The following is an 18,668-nucleotide window of genomic DNA, read 5'->3' as shown; positions in this document are numbered from 1 at the left end:
GCTCGCATATCACTGTATGAATGTACAGTATAGGTATGATGAGCAAAGATCAATCTTATTTTTTCAAAACGCATCGCAAAATCGGAATGTAAGCGGATGGAACAGCAATTATTAATTGAACCTGTAACCGCTATTGCATACTTTTTCCCCAGAAAGTATCTGTACAGACACAAAGTAAGGAAAAAATACTATGGAAGACACTAAGAGTATGATTGCGATTACAAAAGACAAACTTGCACAACTGGGAGACATTGCCTGCCGCAGCCAGTTTGGTGGTTTTAGTCTTTCTGTGGACCGTGTCGTTTTTGCCGTGGTTGCAGATGGGGAGCTGTATCTTCGTGCATGTGAGCAGGTCAGACCTTATATCACAGAGAGGAAGATGAAATCCCTGACGTTGAATAAAAGAGGAATTCCTGTCTCCCTTGAGTATTACCGGGTAGATGAGCCATTGTGGAAGGAACCACAGCAGCTATTAGCTTTATCAAAGCTTTGTTTACAAGGTGCAATACAGCAACGGGCATGGAACCAGCAGAACCGTCGGTTAAAAGATCTGCCCAATCTTACTATGCGTCTTGAGGTACTGTTACGTCATGTTGGCATCAGCACAGTCAAAATGCTCAAGGAGCAGGGGTCCAGGCGGTGTTGGCTAAAATTGCATGCGCATAATCAAAATCTGGGGATCAACGTCCTCTTTGCCCTGGAGGGCGCCATCCTGGGGCGGCATCATCAGGCATTGCCCCAGGCGATTAAAGCTGAGCTTCGACACTGGTACTGTGAAACGCTGCGCCTGAAGCGCTACGCTGAAAAACTTAAATCTACCCGTTGATAATCTGCTTCTTTAACTGCGAAATTTCCGGAAGCAGTGCAACCAGTAAGCCTGTTTGTTGCAGAACCAGCGACTCTTTTGTTTCCGGCCTGGCTTCCATTGCCTTAATACGCAGCGACAGATTGCTCAGCAGTCGCTGCGCTTTTGCTTCATCCTGCGTTTCCATCTGTAATACATCATCAACATAGCAGACTGCATCATCCAATAGTTGCAGCATTAAAGAATCGGTGAGTTTTTCCCGGTGTGCCCCCAGTGCTGAAACATAACTCAGAAAAGAATGGTTAAGGCACAGGAATCGGAAGGCATTTTCACGAAGTGATGCACTGACATTTTTTTCAGCTGAAATATTTGAGACGACGGAAGCCAGTTCAGCATCGCTGTTGTGAGCATCACGTCGGGCAATCCGGTAATCCAGACGATTATCTTTACCCTGATGGTATTGCACAAGAATCGCATCAAGATAGCGACAATGGGTATGCAAAGTCTGCCTGATAATCGAAGAGAGACGGCGGAAACGCCAGTCTGGCCAGATAAACGCTACGGCCAGCCACGCAATGCCACAGCCAATAAGCGTATCGATAATCCGGGGCAGTGCAACCTCAAAACCTTCACCCAGCAAATTAAAACAGCATAAAACCAGCAGCGTGATAAACAGGGTTGCGTTGGCATATCGTGACTGACGAAAGGCAAAAAACAGCACTCCACTAATTACAATCAGGATGAGTTGCCCCTCTACGGAAGGTATCAGCCACAGCAGGGGTAAACCGACGACAATACCGGCCAGAGTGCCGATAATACGCAGAGCCAGTCGACGTTTGGTCGCATTATAATTTGGCTGACAGACAAACAAGCTGGTCAGAAGGATCCAGTAGCCATGCTCCATTCCGGTCAGTTTAATAAAAGCATATCCACTACACAGCAGCAGCGACATGCGCACCGCATGGCGAAAAAGGGCTGAGTCAGGTGTAAGATGTCGGCTGATTCTCAACCTGATATCCTGCCAGCCGGTCAACCCCTCGCTTGAAAGTGCCTGATCGTGGTTGTTGTAATCCTGAACTGCATCCTGTTCTGATTCGACAGTCGCCAGCTGTGCGTCGATGGCTTTAAGGTTATGTAACAGAAATGTCATTGCCTGCACATCGCTGTTGGTCGGATGAGATGTGCTCAGACGCCGCAGCGCCGCATGCAGATGCATAAAACTGCGCTCAAAACGGACATCATGCTGATATCTTTCACGCATCAGGATGCAGTTTGCCAACTGTTGACAGGCTTTACCCTGAAGTGAGAGGAGCCGTTGAAAACGAAACAGAATATCGCTGTAACGATATTCACGGCGTAATGCATGGTACTGAGCATGAGAAGAACTGGCGCGTTCGTGAATATCCTGAGCGACAAAATAGTAGTGCAGTGTACGCCGTGTTCCTCGTTGTCCCCGATCGCCGCGTAAGCGCGACTGAATGGAAATTTTTGTCTGATTAAGGACAGAGACTAACTGACTGTTAGTCATAGCAACATCAATCAAAGACTTATCATCATGTTCTTCGATATCAGGATCAAAAAGGCCTGCCTTTGCCTCCAGATAAACAGCTAAACCTTCAAAGCATCGGGCGATATTTTCCTGTAATGGGCGAATGGGAAAAATCAGGTGTCCGGTCAGCGTCAGGAGATTATACCAGACGGCACCGCACAGCAGCAGTGACGGCTGAAGATACCACTGTGGAAACAGACCGACGCCCAGCAGTGTATAGATGGCAATGAGCAAAGCGCCAAAAGCAATAGTGGCGTAGCGTTGTCCCAGCGCCCCAAGCAGGATGAAACTCCAGGTTGACAGCGCCAGTCCAATGGTGAACAGCCAGGGATACGGTGACAGCAGTTCAACAGAGAGGGATGCAGCACAAAAACAGATCAGTGTAATCAGTAAATTGCGCAGCCGGCCACTCAGTCGGTCATCCAGGTCGGTCAGTGCAGCAGCAACCACACCTAATGTTAACGGAATGGTCCAGCTAATTTGTCCCAGCCACCACGGCAGGCCCACACTTCCTGACAAGGCAATGAGGATGCGCAGGTTATACAGCAGTGTGCTGTTACAGGCATAGCGTCTCAGGTGTGGCGTTAACATTAAGCGCATTGATGCCTCAGTTGAAACGACGGCGGGCGTTGGCCTCACGGGCGGCTCTGGCAACCTCAACGCTGACGACGCGGCGACCCACAGGCCACAGGGCAATGACGGCAATTTTAAAGTTCGCGATGCCCGTCGGAATGCCGATCAGAGTGATGCACTGCGTTATACCCGCCATGATATGCATCAGGCACAACCACCAACCAAAAAAGATGAACCACAAAATATTCAACAAAGTTCCTCCGGAGTTCATCAGCACATTTCTTTTTTCGGGATTAAGCTCATCAACATGTACCGCTTCATTGCCGTAAGGCAAGAGGGACAGTTTGGTAATTTCCCAGCAGGAGCGGGTTAATGGCAAAGTGAAAATGAAAATGATGCTGATTAGCGTCGCAATCAGCCAGCAAAAGGTGGTGAGAAAACCGCCCAGAATAAAATTCAAAATATTCAAAACTGCACGCATTGGTACTGTTCCTTATGTCTGCTACATATAACGCAATTCAATTGCTTGATTGTACCGCGTTTTAAGGCTGGAGCGGTACAGTGCCAGCCGTTAAACTGTTGCCAACATACGATAACCACACCTGAGAAAGATTATGGAACTGAAAGCGACGTCGCTGGGTAAGCATCTGGCACAACATCCCTATAATCGGGTGAGGTTATTGTCAGCGGGTATCGAGGTCAGTGGTGAAAAACATGAGTATCTGATTCCTTTTAATCAACTTCTGGCTATCAGATGTAAACGTGGTCTGGTGTGGGGAGAGCTTGAATTTACGCTGCCTGATGAAAAAGTCGTGCGGCTGCATGGAACGGAATGGCAGGAAACGCAACGTTTTTTTCATTATCTGAATCAGTCGTGGCAGAGCTGGAGTAAGGAGATGAGTAACATTTCAGCTCAGGTTCTTAATGACGCAGTGACCAGGATCAAACATCTTGAGCAACAGGATAAATGGTTAAAACGTAGCGATATCGCTGAATGGGATCAGGCTGTGTTGCAGGCCTTTGCTTCCCTTCCTCTGCCAGTGGCAAGGTTGCCGGAGTTCACTAACTGTCGTGATGCGTATCAGTTTCTTCAGCAATGGCTGGAAAACGGCGATGGACGTCGGAAAGAACGTAACACGCAGTGGTCGGAGAAAATGCTGCAACAGTATGCAGACTATTTTAATACCGTTGAAACATCCCCGCTCAATACGTCCCAGGCCAGGGCGGTAATCAACGGTGAAGAGGCCGTGCTGGTGTTGGCGGGGGCTGGAAGTGGAAAGACATCGGTGCTGGTCGCTCGTGTCGGCTGGTTATTGACGCGCAGGCAGGCAACACCGGACCAGATCCTGTTGCTGGCGTTTGGTCGTAAAGCAGCGGAAGAGATGAACGACCGCATCACCGCTCGTCTGGATACGGAAGGTATTCAGGCGCGAACCTTCCATTCACTTGCACTTCATATCATCCAGCAGGGCAGCACAAAGTCACCGAAGATTAGCAAACTGGAGACGGACAGTAAGTTGCGACAGCAACTGCTGATTGATATCTGGCGTCAGCAATGCAGTGAAAAAAAGGCGCATGCCAATGGCTGGCGGCAGTGGCTGGAAGGTGATCTTGACTGGCAGCCGGGCGAGGATTTCTGGAATGATGAGCGGTTGGCGAAACGACTGGTGAGTCGTCTGGAGCAATGGCTTGGGCTGATGCGAATGCACGGTGGTGCCCAGGCGGCAATGATTGAGTCAGCACCTGAAGACATGCGTGAGCAGTTTGCCAAACGGGTGAAGTTGATGGCACCGATTATGAAAGCCTGGAAACGTGAACTTAAAGAAGAGGGGGCGGTGGATTTTTCAGGGCTGATTCATCAGGCGATCAATATTCTCGATAAAGGCCGTTTTATTACCCCGTGGAAACATATTCTGGTGGATGAATTTCAGGATATTTCACCACAACGAGCTGCACTGCTGGCTGCGCTCAGAAGGCAGAATAAACAAACTTCACTGTTTGCCGTAGGAGATGACTGGCAGGCTATATACCGTTTTAGCGGTGCGGAAATGACGCTAACCACTGCTTTTCACCATCACTTTGGCGAGGGTGAAAGTTGTATTCTTGATACCACCTACCGCTTTAATGATCGCATTGGCGAGATTGCCAGTAATTTTATCCAGAGCAACCCGTATCAGTTAAAAAAACCGCTGAACAGCGTGAGTAAAGGAAATAAAAAGTCTGTCTTGCTGTTACCTGAGGCGCAGCTGGAAGCATTGCTGGATAAACTGAGCGGTTATGTCACGCCGGATGAACGGATATTAGTGCTCACCCGATACCATTACCTGCGTCCACATTTGCTGGAAAAAGCGGTCACCCGATGGCCAAAATTGAAAATTGACCATGCAACCATCCATGCCAGCAAAGGTCAGCAGGCAGATTACGTGTTACTGCTGGGGCTGAAGGCGGGAAGTGATGGGTTTCCGGCGGTTGCCCGCGAATCAGTAATGGAGAAAGCGTTGTTGCCTCAACCTGAAGATTTTATGGATGCTGAAGAGAGAAGACTGGCTTATGTCGCCATTACACGCGCCAGAAAACAAGTGTGGATGCTGTTTGATGCTGACGCGCCGTCAGTATTCGTTGAGGAGTTCAAACGACTCGGCGTTCCGGTACTACGTAAACCGTAAAGTTAAGCAGGATTATGACTTAAGACGTTCCTGTAAATAACGCTGATAATCCGGGATGACAATTGCGACCTCAGTGGAAAACAGCGGAGAGTGGATGATAAAATCGGCGGTTGAACGGTTAGTCGCAACCGGGATATTCCACACGGTGGCCAGACGTAAAAGTGCTTTTACATCGGGATCGTGCGGCACGGCATTCAACGGATCCCAGAAGAAGAACAATACGTCAATTTTTCCTTCCGATATCAACGCGCCCACCTGCTGATCGCCGCCCATCGGTCCGCTCAACATCGCGGTAACCGACAAACCGGTGGCCCGTTGGATCAGATTCCCCGTAGTACCGGTAGCATAAAGAGAGTGATGCTTTAAAACATCTTTGTGGGTATCAACCCAATCCATCAAAGATTTTTTACAATGGTCATGTGCGACCAGTGCAATATGTTTTTTTTGCTGAATCTGACGGGTGGTGTTCTCCATTACTGCATCCTTGTATTGGGTAAAAATATATATAACTGAATATGCCTGGCGGGTAAGCACAAAGCATACAAGATCAGGTTGCGCGCAGCGCTCTTAACAGCATAGCCAGGCGTTGACGCGTCGCTGAATCCACCTGGTCGTACCACAATTGAAGTACCCTGCTGCCGGAAGTCACTGTACTGCCTGTGTCCTGAGCATAGTCCAGTGCACGGTTACCCACTGATGAACTGCCCGCAGTGTGAGACTGTGCAAAGCGGGGGACAGAAGCCACATTGCCTTGCATATTATAAGCCACCATTGCCTGCTCAAAATTTTCATCTTTGGCGGTCATCAGATGATCCTGCTGGCTTTCAATCAGCTGATGATGTTCATCGTAGAGATGAAACTCGGGATGCGTATTAAAGGCCATCCCTTGCTGCACAGTAGTCAACGCGGGCAAAGTAATACTGATCGAGCTGACCTGCGCATTAAAAGTAACAATCAGGGGATTTGAAATCCAGGGGATGAGCGTCTGCGAACTGTTTTTCAGGTTTTTTTCCATACGAAAAAGTACCTGATGCTGTCCACGCTCCAGTTCCAGTCCATCTGCACCTTTCAGCAATGAGCCAGAAATTTTGCGCCCGTCCAGCACCAGCAGATCAATATCGGGTGCCAGCTTCAGGGTTGTTGCCTGGGTGGCGACTGTAGCGAGCAGAGTGAAAAGTCCTGTTATCACCAGACGCAGCTTCATTATTTCTCCGGATGTGCAGATACGCGAAAAGGCCGAATGTATCAAAATCTTTCAGTATGGCAGCATATTAACATTTTAACATATTTATTTGTGCTAATTTCCAGCGCATATCTGAGATAAGAGAAGGAATTATCACTCTTTACAGGATGTTTAATCAAAATCCGGATTTATGGGGAGGTATTTGTGAACGATAAAATACTGGCAGAGATTCTGACTGACACGCGCCATATTGCGCTGGTGGGGGCAAGTGAAAAACCTGGCCGTCCCAGCTATGGTGTAATGGCTTACCTGCTGGCACAGGGGTATAAAGTTTCACCGGTCAGTCCCAGACTGGCAGGGCAGACGCTTCTGGGACAAAGGGTTTATGCCCAACTTGCTGATATTCCTGAACCTGTCGATATGGTAGATGTTTTTCGTAATGCGGAGGCTACCCCAGGTATCGCACAGGAAGCCATTGCCATTAACGCGAAGTATCTCTGGTTGCAGCTGGGTGTGATTAATTCGCAGGCGGCGAAAATGGCTACGGATGCCGGGCTGAAGGTGGTAATGGATCGCTGCCCAAAACTTGAAATACCTCGTCTTGGGCTGCAAAAAAAGGGATAAATGCCGTGCTCAGTTCCTGAGATGAGGAGCCTTGAGCTGCTGGCGTATGGATACGGCCAGATCGTTTATTGAAGAGTGTTCGGAACTGTCGCCTGGCAACTCCCATGAAAGCTGGGCCTCAGCCAGGTAGGTGTGTACAGTCTCACCTTGTTCATTTTCCATCACCACGTGATACCACGGAGCAGCGCGCAGTGAATCACTGCCCGTTGCCGTATCGATTTCCTGCTGGTCCAGCGAATACTCTGCATCAACATCTACCACCACGCCCGCAAAGCCGAGTAGTGTGTGACGTACTTGCTGGCCGGGTCCAAACTTGCTGGCAATCATAATCACCTCCTGAAAACTTGACTGATTTCAGAATGGGGACGGAGTAACGCCTTTTCAAGTCAGATTACGCGACAGGCAAATCCTTTCAGATATAATCCTTCCGGATAGCTGGCTGTGACCGGATGATCCGCAGCCTGACGGAACTGCTCGATAAACTGAACTTCCCGCTGCGCATCCAGTGCGGCATCGGCGATGATTTTTTGAAACAGCTCCGTTGGCATCAGCCCCGAACACGAGAAAGTCAGCAGAATGCCACCAGGGTTAAGCAACTGCATCGCCAGCATATTGATGTCTTTATACCCACGGCATGCACCGGCCAGCTGATTTTTGTTATCGACGAATTTAGGTGGGTCCATGACGATCAGATCAAATTTCTCCGCGCTGTCCCGGTAGCGTCGGAGTAATTTGAATACGTCGTCGCGCAGAAACTGAGCTCTGGAGAGATCCAGCTTGTTCAGCTCGATATTTTTTTCGCCACATCCAGCGCAGCCTGCGACGTGTCCACACTGATAACCTCTGCGCAGTTGCCCATCAGGGCAGAGACAGCAAAGCCGCCGGTGTAAGAAAAGCAGTTCAGAACGCGGGCGTCTGCGGCATAGCGACGGGTGGCGAGGCGACTGTCACGTTGATCGAGATAGTAGCCGGTTTTGTGTCCGGTGCGGATATCTACCAGCAATTTCATGCCGTGTTCGGTAATCGGCAGCAGCTCTGGCGGAGTTTCGCCTGTTACCACGCCCTGAGTCAGCTCCAGACCTTCTTTCTTCCTTACCGCGACATCAGAACGATCGTAAACAGCACATTCCGGATAGCACTGCTGCAGGGCGGTAATCAGTGCTGCGCGCTGGTATTCAGCGCCCGCTGAAAGCAGTTGCAGCACAAGGAAATTACCAAAACGATCAATGGTTATCCCAGGTAAACCGTCAGATTCACCGGCGATCAAACGGTAACTGTCCAGCTCGTCACGTACCGCCAGCCAGTCGCGCAACCGTTGGGCAGTTTGCAGGCGTTTAATAAAGAAGGTGATATCAATCGACTCATCCTGCTGCCAGCTCCAGATACGGGCACGAATTTGCGAGTCCGGGGACCAGGAGGCTCGAGCCAGCCAGTTACCCTGGCTGTCACAGACATCTACCGTTTCCCCGCGCTGGGCTTTGCCCTCAAGGCGGGAGACGGCTCCTGAAAAGACCCAGGGATGGCGGCGAAGCAGAGACTTCTCACGCCCTTTGGCAAGAATCAAACGAACAGTCATATTTGCTATGCTTACAGTCAGAAAATCAGGCGTCATTGTCCGGTGTCGAAGGGCAAAATGCAATCCAGGTGTAAAGGAGGGAGGCAGAATGGCTACGGTGGGTATGCGGACGTGGGTTTATGGTGTGGTTCAGGGGGTAGGATTTCGTTACCATACCCAGTCTGAAGCCAGACATCTGGGGCTGACCGGCTATGCGCGAAATCTTTCCGATGGCAGCGTTGAGGTGCTGATTATCGGTGAGGAACAGAAGGTGGATGCGTTAATTTCGTGGTTAAAAGCCGGGGGACCACGCAGTGCTAAGGTGGAAAGGGTGCTGGTTGAGCCTTATCGGCCTGCGGAACCGCCAACAGGATTTACTATCAGCTGATTTGTTCCGGACATTACCTTTTGTCTATGCAAAGACACGGCTACAGGCATTTCACCGGTTTTGGCAAACCGGCGATTTTAGTAGCCTGTTTGGCTGGTCCCTTCGGAAACAGGCGAAACAGATAGCGACTGTTTCCTTTTTCCTCGCCGTATTTCTTCGCCATAGCTTTGACCAGCATGCGCACGGCAGGAGAGGTGTTAAATTCCAGATAAAACTCCCGAACAAAACAGACAACTTCCCAGTGCGCTGCGCTGAGAGTAATTCCTTCTTCTTCTGCCAGTAAAGGCGCGATGGCCTCACTCCAGTCAGTGACAGATTTCAGGTAGCCCTGAGCGTCACGTTCAATATTTTTACCCTCGAAATACACGGCGTTGCCTCTCAAATAATTACGCGGCAGGAAGTTTAACAAAAATTATCTTCGACAGGCACCGTGACATTTTTCGGGCACAAAAAAGCCCCGCATCGCGAGGCTTCCGAAACGACTTTATCAGTTATTACGCGACATCCCCAGGATGCTGAGCAGACTGACAAAAATGTTATAAACAGAGACATACAGACTCACCGTGGCACGAATGTAATTCGTTTCACCGCCGTGGATGATGTTGCTGGTCTCCCACAGGATTGCTCCTGAAGAGAAAAGAACAAACATTACGCTGATCGCCAGATGCAGTGCCGGGATATGCAGGAACATATTGGCTATAACCGCGACCAGCAGGACCACAAAACCCGCCATCATCATCCCGCCAAGGAAAGACATATCCTTACGGGTGGTCAGTACATAGGCTGAACAGCAGAAAAACACCAGCGCCGTTCCGCCAAGAGCCAGCCCAATTACGTCGCCCATTCCGGCAGAAAGCAGGCTGTTCAACATCGGACCGAGACAATAACCAAGAAAACCCGTGAAGGCGAAGGCAGCCAGGATGCCTGCCGGGCTGTCAGCCAGTCGGTAAGTCAGAAACATCAGTCCATAAAATCCAACCAGCATCAAAATAAAGCCGGGGGCGGGCAGGGCGAACACGGTACTCAGCGTGGCCGTCAATGCGGAGAAGGCCAGCGTCAGACCTAACAAAAAATAGGTATTACGCAGAACTTTATGCGTGGAGATTAAGGCGCTTTGCCTGGTACTGGTTACGATGCGATCCATAAAAATGCCTCTCTGGGTCATCAAATTAGTATCGAGGATAAGGAGCAGCGTGCCGCCGGGGAAGTCGTTTTACCCATCTTTACGCGATAACCTGCTGTTTATGCGCGCTGAATGCTCATAATAACGACAAAAAAACGTAGGCAGACGTTTTTTCAGGCAACTGAATCAAAACGCACTTTACATTGCTGAGGAGGATGTTTATAGTGCGCCTCATTGCGGAGGGGTGGCCGAGTGGCTGAAGGCACCGGTCTTGAAAACCGGCGACGGGGAACCGTTCGAGAGTTCGAATCTCTCCTCCTCCGCCATCACATTCGACGGGTCAGCATAAGCTGGCCCGTTTTGCTTTATCCCTTTCTGCACTGGTATTGCTCATCACATCCCCGGAACCTTGTATTTGCCTGCTTTCTGGTCAACTGAAAAATAAACGCATAAAAGCACATAATTTCAACAATCTGGGTGTGATATCACTTGGCAAACGCCTGATGCTTCCCTATAATGCGCGCCATCAGTTGTTATGTTAATGCATGAAACGTTGTCCTGCTTAACAACGACAGATAAAAGTGCGGAGGGGTGGCCGAGTGGCTGAAGGCACCGGTCTTGAAAACCGGCGACGGGAAACCGTTCGAGAGTTCGAATCTCTCCTCCTCCGCCAGCAAATTCGACGGGTCAGCGTAAGCTGGCCCTTTTTTATTTCTCCCATTCGCAAAGCCCGGTGCTGCTCATCGGTGGTCATTCCTTTTTCTCTGCACGGATTCCTTTCACTCTGCTGATGCGCCCGATTTGTAAAGGCGAGAGTCTGCTATATTCTCTGTACAAAATATTAATAATCTGTCCCACACGGTCTCGCTTACCTGTCATCTCCGGTTCTGGCAGTACTCGAAATCATAACGTACTTCGTGTACGCTCCCAGCTGTCCTTGTCCAGCCTGGTTGCACGAATCGCGCCTGATGGTACAGAGGTCTTAAACGCCAGCGCCGGAGCCCGTTTCTCTGGCGGAGTGTTGCAGGCATTCTGCGCGCTGTAGTGAATTTATGACCACGGTTGCTTTTGAAGCTGGCCGGGTGATTTACCCCCTGAATCAATGGATAAAACACATGATTAGAAAGTTCAGTCTTTGCGCATTAGCGGTCTGTTCAGCAGTGAGCGGAACTTCAGCGTTTGCGGCCGACGATAATTTGCAGCTTGAACAAGTATTGATGATGAGTCGCCACAACCTCCGCGCACCTCTGGCCGACAACGGCAGCGTGCTGGCGCAATCGACGAAAAAAGCCTGGCCGCAATGGGACGTACCGGGTGGACAGCTGACCACCAGGGGCGGCGTGCTGGAAGTCTACATGGGGCGCTACACACGAGAGTGGCTGGTAAAACAGGGGCTTCTGAAGGAGGATCAGTGCCCTGCGGGTGATGAGGTTTATGCCTACGCCAACAGTCTGCAACGCACCGTCGCCACCGCGCAGTTCTTTATTACCGGTGCATTTCCGGGCTGTGACATTCCGGTTTCCCACCAGGACGAAATGGGAACCATGGACCCGGTCTTCAACCCGGTCATCACTGACGACAGTGATGCCTTTAACAAACAGGCGCTGGCAGCGATGAACAGCACTGCGGATAAGCTGGCGTTAAAGCCTGCTTACCAGCGTCTGGAAAAAATTATTGATTATAAAAATGCTGAAATTTGTAACGGCAAGAAGCAGTGTGATCTTTCCGGTGATAATCAGAACAAGTTCTCTGCGGAGAAAGGCAAGGAGCCAGGGGTCAGCGGCCCGCTGAAAATTGGAAATTCTCTGGTGGATGCTTTCACCCTGCAATATTACGAAGGTATGCCACTTGAGCAGGTCGCCTGGGGGCAGATTAAAACACCAGAGCAGTGGAAAGAGCTGTCAGCGATTAAAAATGCCTATCAGGATACGCTGTTTACCTCGCCAGAGGTGGCTCGTAATGTTGCTGCCCCGCTGGTGGATTATATCCGTAGCATGCTAGCCGACGAAGATAAGACCACAGCGCCTAAAGTCACGCTGATGGTTGGGCATGACTCTAATATTGCCTCATTGTTGACCGCGCTGGACTTTAAGCCTTACACCCTGCCTGAGCAGAACGAGCGTACGCCAATAGGTGGGATGATCCAGTTCCAGCGCTGGCACGACAGAAAAAATAATCAGGAACTGGTTAAAGTTGAATATGTTTACCAGAGCAGCGATCAGCTACGCAACGTGACACCATTGACTCTGGACACCCCACCAAAACGGGTCACGCTGGAGATGAACGGCTGTAAAACCGATGCGAATGGTTTCTGTTCATGGGACCAGTTTACTCAGGTGTTAAATAAAGCTCTCGGGGTAACGCCTGCTGCAGCCGCCCAGCCTGCGGCTGCAGCACCGGACGCAGACAAGCAAACTGCCGGTGTGGATGCGGAAAAGGCGGCGGCCGATAAGGCAGCCGCAGACAAAGCGGCACAGGCGAAATCTTCGGCAGATAAAGCGGCCGCAGATAAAGCCGCTGCTGAACAGGCGGCAAAAGAGAAGGATGTGGCAGATAAGGCGGCGGCGGACAAAGCGGCGAAAGATAAAGCTGGCAAAGCTAAACCCGGTGCTGATGACAAACCTGTCAAAGCTGACTCCGCTACGCAACAGCCTGCGGCTGAAAAAGCGTCCTGATGACATCCTGAACAGAAAAAAGCAGGCTTTGCCTGCTTTTTTTACTGCTCAGTTAAAACCACTGCGGGTGAAGATGCTTATCCCTGCCAGGGGGGCTGACAGGGCCGGTAAACCCTGAACAAACGAGGCATAAGCTGTCACCCTCTGTAATGCGGCTATAAATCCTGCCTTTACAGCGGGTGACTATGCCATCTGCGGCAATCAGTCGCTGCTGACCACCACCAGTTTCTGGTTCACAAATTCCTTAATGCCCAGATCGGAGAGTTCACGGCCATAGCCGGAACGCTTGATGCCGCCGAAAGGCAGTTCTGCTGACGTATCTGTCGCAGAGTTGATAAACACCATGCCCGTTTCTATCCGTGAAGCCAGTTTCTTCCCGCGACCAGCATCGCCGGTAAAAACGGAACCTCCCAGGCCATAATGAGAATCGTTGGCCAGCTTCACCACCTCATCATCATTTTTAACGATATAAACCTGTGCCACCGGGCCAAAGAACTCTTCAAAATAGGCCGGATTATCACGGGTGATAGCTGAGAGAATGGTGGGTTGATAGAAACAGCCCTCACCGTCTACTACGCTACCACCCAGATGCAATTTCGCCCCTCTGGCGACGGCATCATCAACCTGTTTGATCAGGGTATCGCGCGCGGCAGAAGAAGAAAGAGGGCCCAGCGTGGTGGCTTCATCCAGTGGATCACCAATTTTTACCTCGCGAAAGGCCTGAATGAATTTTTCCATAAAGGCGTCGGCCACTTTTTCATGGACGATGAAACGTTTTGCTGCCGTACAAACCTGGCCACAGTTACTCAGCCTCGCCCCTGCGCCAGCTTTAACCGCCTTATCCAGATCGCAGTCGTCCAGCACCACAAACACATCATTGCCGCCCAGTTCCAGCGTGGTTTTTTTCAGGTATTTACCTGCCTGCTGTGCCACCGCGCTACCAGCACGTTCAGAACCGGTCAGTGCGGCACCTTTAACTCTGTCGTCAGCAATCAGCGCGGCAACCTGATCATTACTGATAAAAAGATTGGTCCAGGCTCCCGCTGGTGCGCCTGCTTCGCTGACCAGTTCGGCAAACAGTGTGGCGCAGTGGGGCACGTTGGCCGCATGTTTGGCCAGCACCGGATTATCCACAGCCAGAGCAGGGGCCAGCACACGCATCAACTGATAATAAGGAAAATTCCACGGTTCCACGGCAACCAGAACGCCGACAGGATGATTTTCTACCCATGCTTCGCCCAGTTCGCTGGGATAGCGGGTGGGTGCCAGGAAGCGCTCTGCATTTTCAGCATAATAGCGGGCAATCTGTGCACAGATTTTCACTTCGCCACGGCTCTGGTTAATGAGCTTCCCCATCTCCACGCTGGCGACTTTTGCCAGCTCATCAACCCGCTTATCGATAAGATCTGCCAGATTTTTCAGGATCTGTAACCGTGGCTGGATTGGGCCTTTTGCCCAGTCAGAATGATAGAGATCGTCCGCTACACTCAGAGCCTGTTCAACCTGCTGTTCACTGTGTGAAGGCCAGGATTTAAGCAGTTTATTGTTACTGGGATTGATTGTCTGATAAGACACAGGACTCTCCTTCTGGCGTCATCTGCCCGATAGTCAGGCAGTTTAATGTCGGTTAAGCGTAGTTAACACAGGGGCCGTTTTCCAACCGTTGAGCAGATCGGTCACTATTTTCCCGGCATAACACCATAAAAAAGGGCGGAAAATTCCGCCCACCGATCCTGTCAGCGATCAGACATTCTTTCGCTCAACGGTTTTATTATCCCAGGTCAGGATGTCTTTATCGGTCTTATCAAAAGCACGCAGCAGAACTTCATCACTGCCCTGTTGCTGCCAGATCCCTTCAGCCAGTCTTTCGTCATAATTGGCGACTTCAAAAATGGCTTCCGCAATCTCGACAGAAGTGGCGCGCAGGCTGGCCCACTCTCCCACACGATGCGCTTTGGATTGTTGTGTAGTCATAATGCTCTCCTGAAGTGAGATTATCCGTTCAGTCTGACTGCCAGTCCGGCGACGTATTCCCCCTGATAGCGGGCAATGCTCAGCTCTTCTTCACTGGGCTGGCGTGAACCGTCCCCACCCGCAATAGTGGTGGCGCCATAGGGCGTTCCGCCACGGACCTGGGAGATATCAAACAACTCTTTGGTGCCATACCCGATGGGCACAATAACCATGCCGTGATGCGCAAGGGTGGTCCAGGTGGACGTGATGGTCTGTTCCTGGCCTCCGCCAGTACCTGTGGAGGAAAAAACGCTGGCCAGCTTGCCGTAGAGCGCGCCTGATGCCCACAAACCTCCGGTACGGTCAAGAAAAGTGCGCATCTGGCCGGCCATATTACCGAAGCGGGTTGGCGTGCCGAGCAGGATTGCGTCGTACTCTTTCAGCTCTTCCGGCGTCGCTTCAGCTGCCTGCTGGTCAGTTTTTCCTCCCGCCTCTGCAAAACGGGCTGCATCCATGGTTTCAGGCACGCGCCTGATGGTTACGCTGGCACCGCTGACCCGACGAGCCCCTTCCGCAACCGCCTCAGCCATGGTTTCGATATGCCCATACATTGAATAATAAAGCACTAAAATTTTAGCCATTTTTCACTCCCTGATTGGGTGTTTACCTGTTAATGCGAGATGAATGGCTGCGGACAGAGGTTCACAGCCGGGGTTTTCAGTATAGTTGAGACCACCGCTGACTGCTGAACAGCAACCTGTTGTGGGGCAGGGGCATCTTTCTGACAGGCTGAATACCGCAGCGGTTAATAATTTAGCCTTTGATATTTCAGTGAGTTACAGGTTGGCCTTAAGCTGAGGCAGGCAGAAAATTTTTCCGCCTGGCTTCAGTAATCTATGCTTAGTAGCGTGACAGGCGTGCGGAAGGGCGCGTTCAGTATTCGGGCAGCTTTCGGCGCTTTCACACCCATGCAATATGATGGCTTAACTATCCGGAGGTATGAAATGGCAGAACATCGTGGTGGATCTGGCAATTTCGCTGAAGATCGTAACAGAGCATCAGAAGCAGGTCGCAAAGGCGGCAAAGTCAGCGGCGGTAATTTCAGAAATGATCCGCAACGCGCTTCGCTGGCTGGCGCGAAAGGGGGACGTAACAGTCGTGGCAACAAGGAAAAAACCTGACGCATTTGTCACTTCCTGCGTACCGCCGGGGCTCTTCCGGCGGTGATATTTCCCGGTTGACCCGGAGCCTGTCCCCCTGCACACTGGCGGCTAAATTTTTCCTGAGCCTGCTATGTCTGACTTCTTATCCCGATACAAACTCTCATTTACCCCGCAGGAACTGGTGCTGGTCCTGATCACCATCGTCTGGGGTGGTACATTCCTGACCGTTCATCATGCAATGACCGTCAGTGGCCCTTTTTTCTTTGTCGGTGCCCGATTTGCCACGGCGGCGACCATACTGGCAGCCATTTCATGGCGATCCCTGCGCGGCCTGAACAGAGCAGAAATTAAAGCAGGCGTGTTTATTGGCCTTGCTATCGGCTGTGGCTATGGGTTGCAAACTTACGGTATGCAGACCATTAACAGCAGCAAATCAGCGTTCATTACCGCAATGTATGTGCCGCTTGTTCCCCTGTTACAGTGGCTGTTTCTTGGACGTCTGCCCGGTGTGATGGCATGGATTGGTGTGATGCTGGCCTTTGCCGGACTGATGATGCTGGCAGGCCCAGACGGAGATACGCTGGCTTTCAACGAAGGTGAAATAGCGACGCTGTTGAGCACTCTGGCCATCGCGGCAGAGATCATTCTGATTAGCGCCAGTGCCGGAAAAGTTGATGTGAAAAGGGTGACGGTGGTTCAGCTCGCTGTGGCTTCGTTATTGTCATTTGGCATGATGGTGCCAAACGGTGAGTCTGTTCCGTCATTCTCGCCTTATCTGCTGTTCAGCGTCATCGGTCTGGCCGTCGCCAGCGCGGTGATTCAGGTGACAATGAACTGGGCGCAGCGCAGCGTGTCACCGACACGGGCCACGGTAATCTATGCCGGGGAGCCGGTATGGGCCGGAATTGCCGGTCGGATGGCTGGCGAACGGATGCCAGCCCTGGCGCTGGTCGGTGCAGCGCTGATTGTGGCGGGTGTGCTGGTCAGCGAGCTGAAGTTGAAAAGAAAAAAGGCGAAGGCAAATCCTTCGCCCGACGCAGAAATAAACTAACCGTCCTGACGGACAATACTGCTGTCGCCCTGCGCTGTTGGCTGTCGGCGGCTGAGAATGGCATTGAGTATAATGGCACCGAAGGTCGCGGTACCAATGCCACCCAGCGTAAAGCTGCCAATCTGTAGGGCAAAGTCACCGGCACCCAGCACGAGGGTGACCGCGACCATGATCAGATTGCTGTTCTGCCCTAAATCGACTTTGTTCTGAACCCAGATACGTGCGCCGGCAACGGCGATCAGGCCGAAGACCACAATGGAAGCCCCGCCAATCACCGGCCCCGGAATAGTATGGATCAGTGCGCCAAATTTCGGTGAAAAGCCCAACAGAATAGCAATAGCCGCTGCGGCAACAAATACCAGCGTTGAGTAGACGCGCGTTACCGCCATCACGCCAATATTTTCAGCATAGGTGGTGACACCGCTGCCCCCCAGGCTGCCGGAGAGCATGGTTGCCAGACCATCTCCGACAAAGGCTCGCCCGATATAAGGGGCGAGATTTTTGCCGGACATTCCCGCCACCGCCTTGATATGTCCCAGATTTTCTGCCACCAGAATCACCGCTACAGGGGCAATCAAAAACATGGCGTGGCTGTCAAAAACCGGATGGGTGATGCCCGGAAAGCCGAACCAGGGGCGCTGGCAAGCAGGCTGAAATCAACGGGCTTACCCAGACCAAAACCATTAGTGAACAGGGCATATATTGCCCAGGCGGCAATCAGCCCAACCAGGATAAGCAGACGTTGCACCATCCCCCGGGTAAACACCGCCACCAGCCCGATACAGACCACGGTCATGACCGCCATCCAGCTGTCAAACATTGAGCCTGACACACTGTGTACCGCAATGGGTGCCAGATTCAGACTAATTGCCATTACCACGGCGCCGGTCACCACGGGGGGCATCAGCTTTTCAATCCAGCGCGTCCCGGCCTTCATCACCACAAAACCAATCAGCGTATACAGCACGCCACAGGCAATAATGCCGCCCAGTGCGACACCGAGATGCGGATTCAGTCCCTGACCGTTAAAGCCGGTTACCGCAATAACCACGCCGACAAAGGCCGCGCTGGAGCCCAGATAGCTGGGAACCCGCCCGCCGGTTATCAGGAAAAACAGCAGGGTCCCGACGCCGGACATCAGAATCGACAGGTTAGGGTCAAGCCCATCAGAAGCGGCATCAGTACGGTCGCGCCAAACATGGCGACGGCATGTTGTAATCCCATAATCAGCGTCTGTCCTGGCGATAACATTTCGTCAGGCGCAACCACGCCCTGAGCCGTCGCAGACTGTTTACGCCACTTTGGAAACCAGAAATTTGCCATTGTCTTCTCCAGAAAGGTGATTAAAGCAGCGACCATT

General features: G+C 51.4%; 17 protein-coding genes, 2 tRNA genes and 2 pseudogenes. 9 read left to right on the top strand and 12 right to left on the bottom strand.

Translation table 11 applies throughout. The features are described 5' to 3' along the window. Positions 1-190: 190 nt before the first annotated feature. Positions 191-826 (top strand): TfoX/Sxy family DNA transformation protein, encoded by a 636-nt coding sequence (locus tag AC3RPL_RS12245; RefSeq protein ID WP_490740212.1) that lies wholly within the window; start codon positions 191-193, stop codon positions 824-826. Here the strand turns inward: AC3RPL_RS12245 and yccS are convergent. Together yccS and AC3RPL_RS12235 are read right to left on the bottom strand one after the other, a co-directional pair. After that, positions 816-2,954, bottom strand: a complete 2,139-nt coding sequence (yccS, locus tag AC3RPL_RS12240; protein ID WP_490740211.1) for a YccS family putative transporter — start codon at positions 2,952-2,954, stop codon at positions 816-818. The two genes, AC3RPL_RS12245 and yccS, sit on opposite strands and share 11 nt — an antisense overlap. A 7-nt stretch (positions 2,955-2,961) precedes the next feature. Next, on the bottom strand, positions 2,962-3,408 hold the full coding sequence (locus tag AC3RPL_RS12235) for a YccF domain-containing protein (protein ID WP_367166460.1): 447 nt from the start codon (positions 3,406-3,408) through the stop codon (positions 2,962-2,964). 133 nt (positions 3,409-3,541) lie between these two features. Here AC3RPL_RS12235 and helD point away from each other — a divergent pair, with 133 nt between their 5' ends. Continuing rightward, positions 3,542-5,593: a DNA helicase IV gene (helD, locus tag AC3RPL_RS12230; RefSeq protein WP_490740210.1), complete on the top strand. Its 2,052-nt coding sequence runs from the start codon at positions 3,542-3,544 to the stop codon at positions 5,591-5,593. A gap of 12 nt (positions 5,594-5,605) precedes the next feature. Here helD and AC3RPL_RS12225 read toward each other — a convergent pair whose 3' ends face one another. Both AC3RPL_RS12225 and AC3RPL_RS12220 read right to left on the bottom strand, forming a co-directional pair. Then, the gene (locus tag AC3RPL_RS12225; RefSeq protein ID WP_034941072.1) at positions 5,606-6,067 is read right to left on the bottom strand and encodes a methylglyoxal synthase; all 462 of its coding nucleotides are present in this window, start codon (positions 6,065-6,067) and stop codon (positions 5,606-5,608) included. 73 nt (positions 6,068-6,140) lie between these two features. Beyond that, positions 6,141-6,797, bottom strand: a complete 657-nt coding sequence (locus AC3RPL_RS12220; RefSeq protein WP_490740209.1) for a YccT family protein — start codon at positions 6,795-6,797, stop codon at positions 6,141-6,143. Between the two features lie 183 nt (positions 6,798-6,980). Between AC3RPL_RS12220 and AC3RPL_RS12215 the strand changes: the two genes are divergently transcribed. Beyond that, positions 6,981-7,400: a CoA-binding protein gene (locus AC3RPL_RS12215; RefSeq protein WP_490740208.1), complete on the top strand. Its 420-nt coding sequence runs from the start codon at positions 6,981-6,983 to the stop codon at positions 7,398-7,400. Between the two features lie 9 nt (positions 7,401-7,409). On the opposite strand, the gene hspQ is transcribed toward AC3RPL_RS12215, so the two are convergent. Beyond that, on the bottom strand, positions 7,410-7,727 hold the full coding sequence (gene hspQ / locus AC3RPL_RS12210; protein ID WP_490740207.1) for a heat shock protein HspQ: 318 nt from the start codon (positions 7,725-7,727) through the stop codon (positions 7,410-7,412). A 59-nt stretch (positions 7,728-7,786) separates the two neighbouring features. Further along, a pseudogene (gene rlmI, locus AC3RPL_RS12205) lies at positions 7,787-8,976 on the bottom strand (23S rRNA (cytosine(1962)-C(5))-methyltransferase RlmI). A gap of 88 nt (positions 8,977-9,064) precedes the next feature. Between rlmI and yccX the strand changes: the two are divergent. Continuing rightward, positions 9,065-9,343: an acylphosphatase gene (gene yccX, locus AC3RPL_RS12200; protein WP_490740206.1), complete on the top strand. Its 279-nt coding sequence runs from the start codon at positions 9,065-9,067 to the stop codon at positions 9,341-9,343. Positions 9,344-9,383: 40 nt separating this feature from the next. On the opposite strand, the gene tusE is transcribed toward yccX, so the two are convergent. Continuing rightward, positions 9,384-9,710: a sulfurtransferase TusE gene (gene tusE / locus AC3RPL_RS12195; RefSeq protein ID WP_490740205.1), complete on the bottom strand. Its 327-nt coding sequence runs from the start codon at positions 9,708-9,710 to the stop codon at positions 9,384-9,386. Positions 9,711-9,830: 120 nt separating this feature from the next. Continuing rightward, positions 9,831-10,487 (bottom strand): FtsH protease modulator YccA, encoded by a 657-nt coding sequence (gene yccA / locus AC3RPL_RS12190; protein WP_261641728.1) that lies wholly within the window; start codon positions 10,485-10,487, stop codon positions 9,831-9,833. A gap of 217 nt (positions 10,488-10,704) precedes the next feature. Here yccA and AC3RPL_RS12185 point away from each other — a divergent pair. The 3 genes from AC3RPL_RS12185 to agp all read left to right on the top strand — a co-directional run bounded on the left by AC3RPL_RS12185 (position 10,705) and on the right by agp (position 13,141). Further along, positions 10,705-10,792: transfer RNA gene (locus AC3RPL_RS12185), tRNA-Ser, on the top strand. 259 nt (positions 10,793-11,051) lie between these two features. After that, positions 11,052-11,139: transfer RNA gene (locus tag AC3RPL_RS12180), tRNA-Ser, on the top strand. A gap of 442 nt (positions 11,140-11,581) precedes the next feature. Beyond that, positions 11,582-13,141 carry a bifunctional glucose-1-phosphatase/inositol phosphatase gene (gene agp / locus AC3RPL_RS12175; RefSeq protein WP_490740204.1) on the top strand — a complete coding sequence of 520 codons (1,560 nt, stop codon included), beginning with the start codon at positions 11,582-11,584 and terminating at the stop codon, positions 13,139-13,141. Between the two features lie 201 nt (positions 13,142-13,342). Here the strand turns inward: agp and AC3RPL_RS12170 are convergent, their stop codons facing one another. The 3 genes from AC3RPL_RS12170 to wrbA form a co-directional block, all read right to left on the bottom strand. Continuing rightward, a complete protein-coding gene (locus AC3RPL_RS12170) occupies positions 13,343-14,716 on the bottom strand; it encodes an NAD-dependent succinate-semialdehyde dehydrogenase (protein ID WP_490740203.1) in 1,374 nt (457 codons plus the stop codon). Positions 14,717-14,884: 168 nt separating this feature from the next. Next, the gene (locus AC3RPL_RS12165; protein WP_034941058.1) at positions 14,885-15,115 is read right to left on the bottom strand and encodes a YccJ family protein; all 231 of its coding nucleotides are present in this window, start codon (positions 15,113-15,115) and stop codon (positions 14,885-14,887) included. A 20-nt stretch (positions 15,116-15,135) separates the two neighbouring features. Beyond that, positions 15,136-15,735, bottom strand: coding sequence for an NAD(P)H:quinone oxidoreductase (wrbA, locus tag AC3RPL_RS12160; protein ID WP_490740202.1), 600 nt, complete (start codon positions 15,733-15,735; stop codon positions 15,136-15,138). A 363-nt stretch (positions 15,736-16,098) separates the two neighbouring features. Here wrbA and AC3RPL_RS12155 point away from each other — a divergent pair, with 363 nt between their 5' ends. Both AC3RPL_RS12155 and AC3RPL_RS12150 read left to right on the top strand, forming a co-directional pair. Further along, positions 16,099-16,275 (top strand): con-10 family general stress protein, encoded by a 177-nt coding sequence (locus tag AC3RPL_RS12155; protein WP_034941053.1) that lies wholly within the window; start codon positions 16,099-16,101, stop codon positions 16,273-16,275. Positions 16,276-16,387: 112 nt separating this feature from the next. Continuing rightward, positions 16,388-17,308 carry a DMT family transporter gene (locus AC3RPL_RS12150; protein ID WP_490740201.1) on the top strand — a complete coding sequence of 307 codons (921 nt, stop codon included), beginning with the start codon at positions 16,388-16,390 and terminating at the stop codon, positions 17,306-17,308. On the opposite strand, the pseudogene rutG reads toward AC3RPL_RS12150, so the two are convergent. Beyond that, a pseudogene (rutG, locus tag AC3RPL_RS12145) lies at positions 17,305-18,631 on the bottom strand (pyrimidine utilization transport protein G). The gene AC3RPL_RS12150 and the pseudogene rutG overlap by 4 nt on opposite strands. Positions 18,632-18,668 lie beyond the last annotated feature (37 nt).

The organism is Erwinia papayae (assembly GCF_058241465.1).
This window is presented reverse-complemented; position numbering and strand designations above follow the sequence as displayed.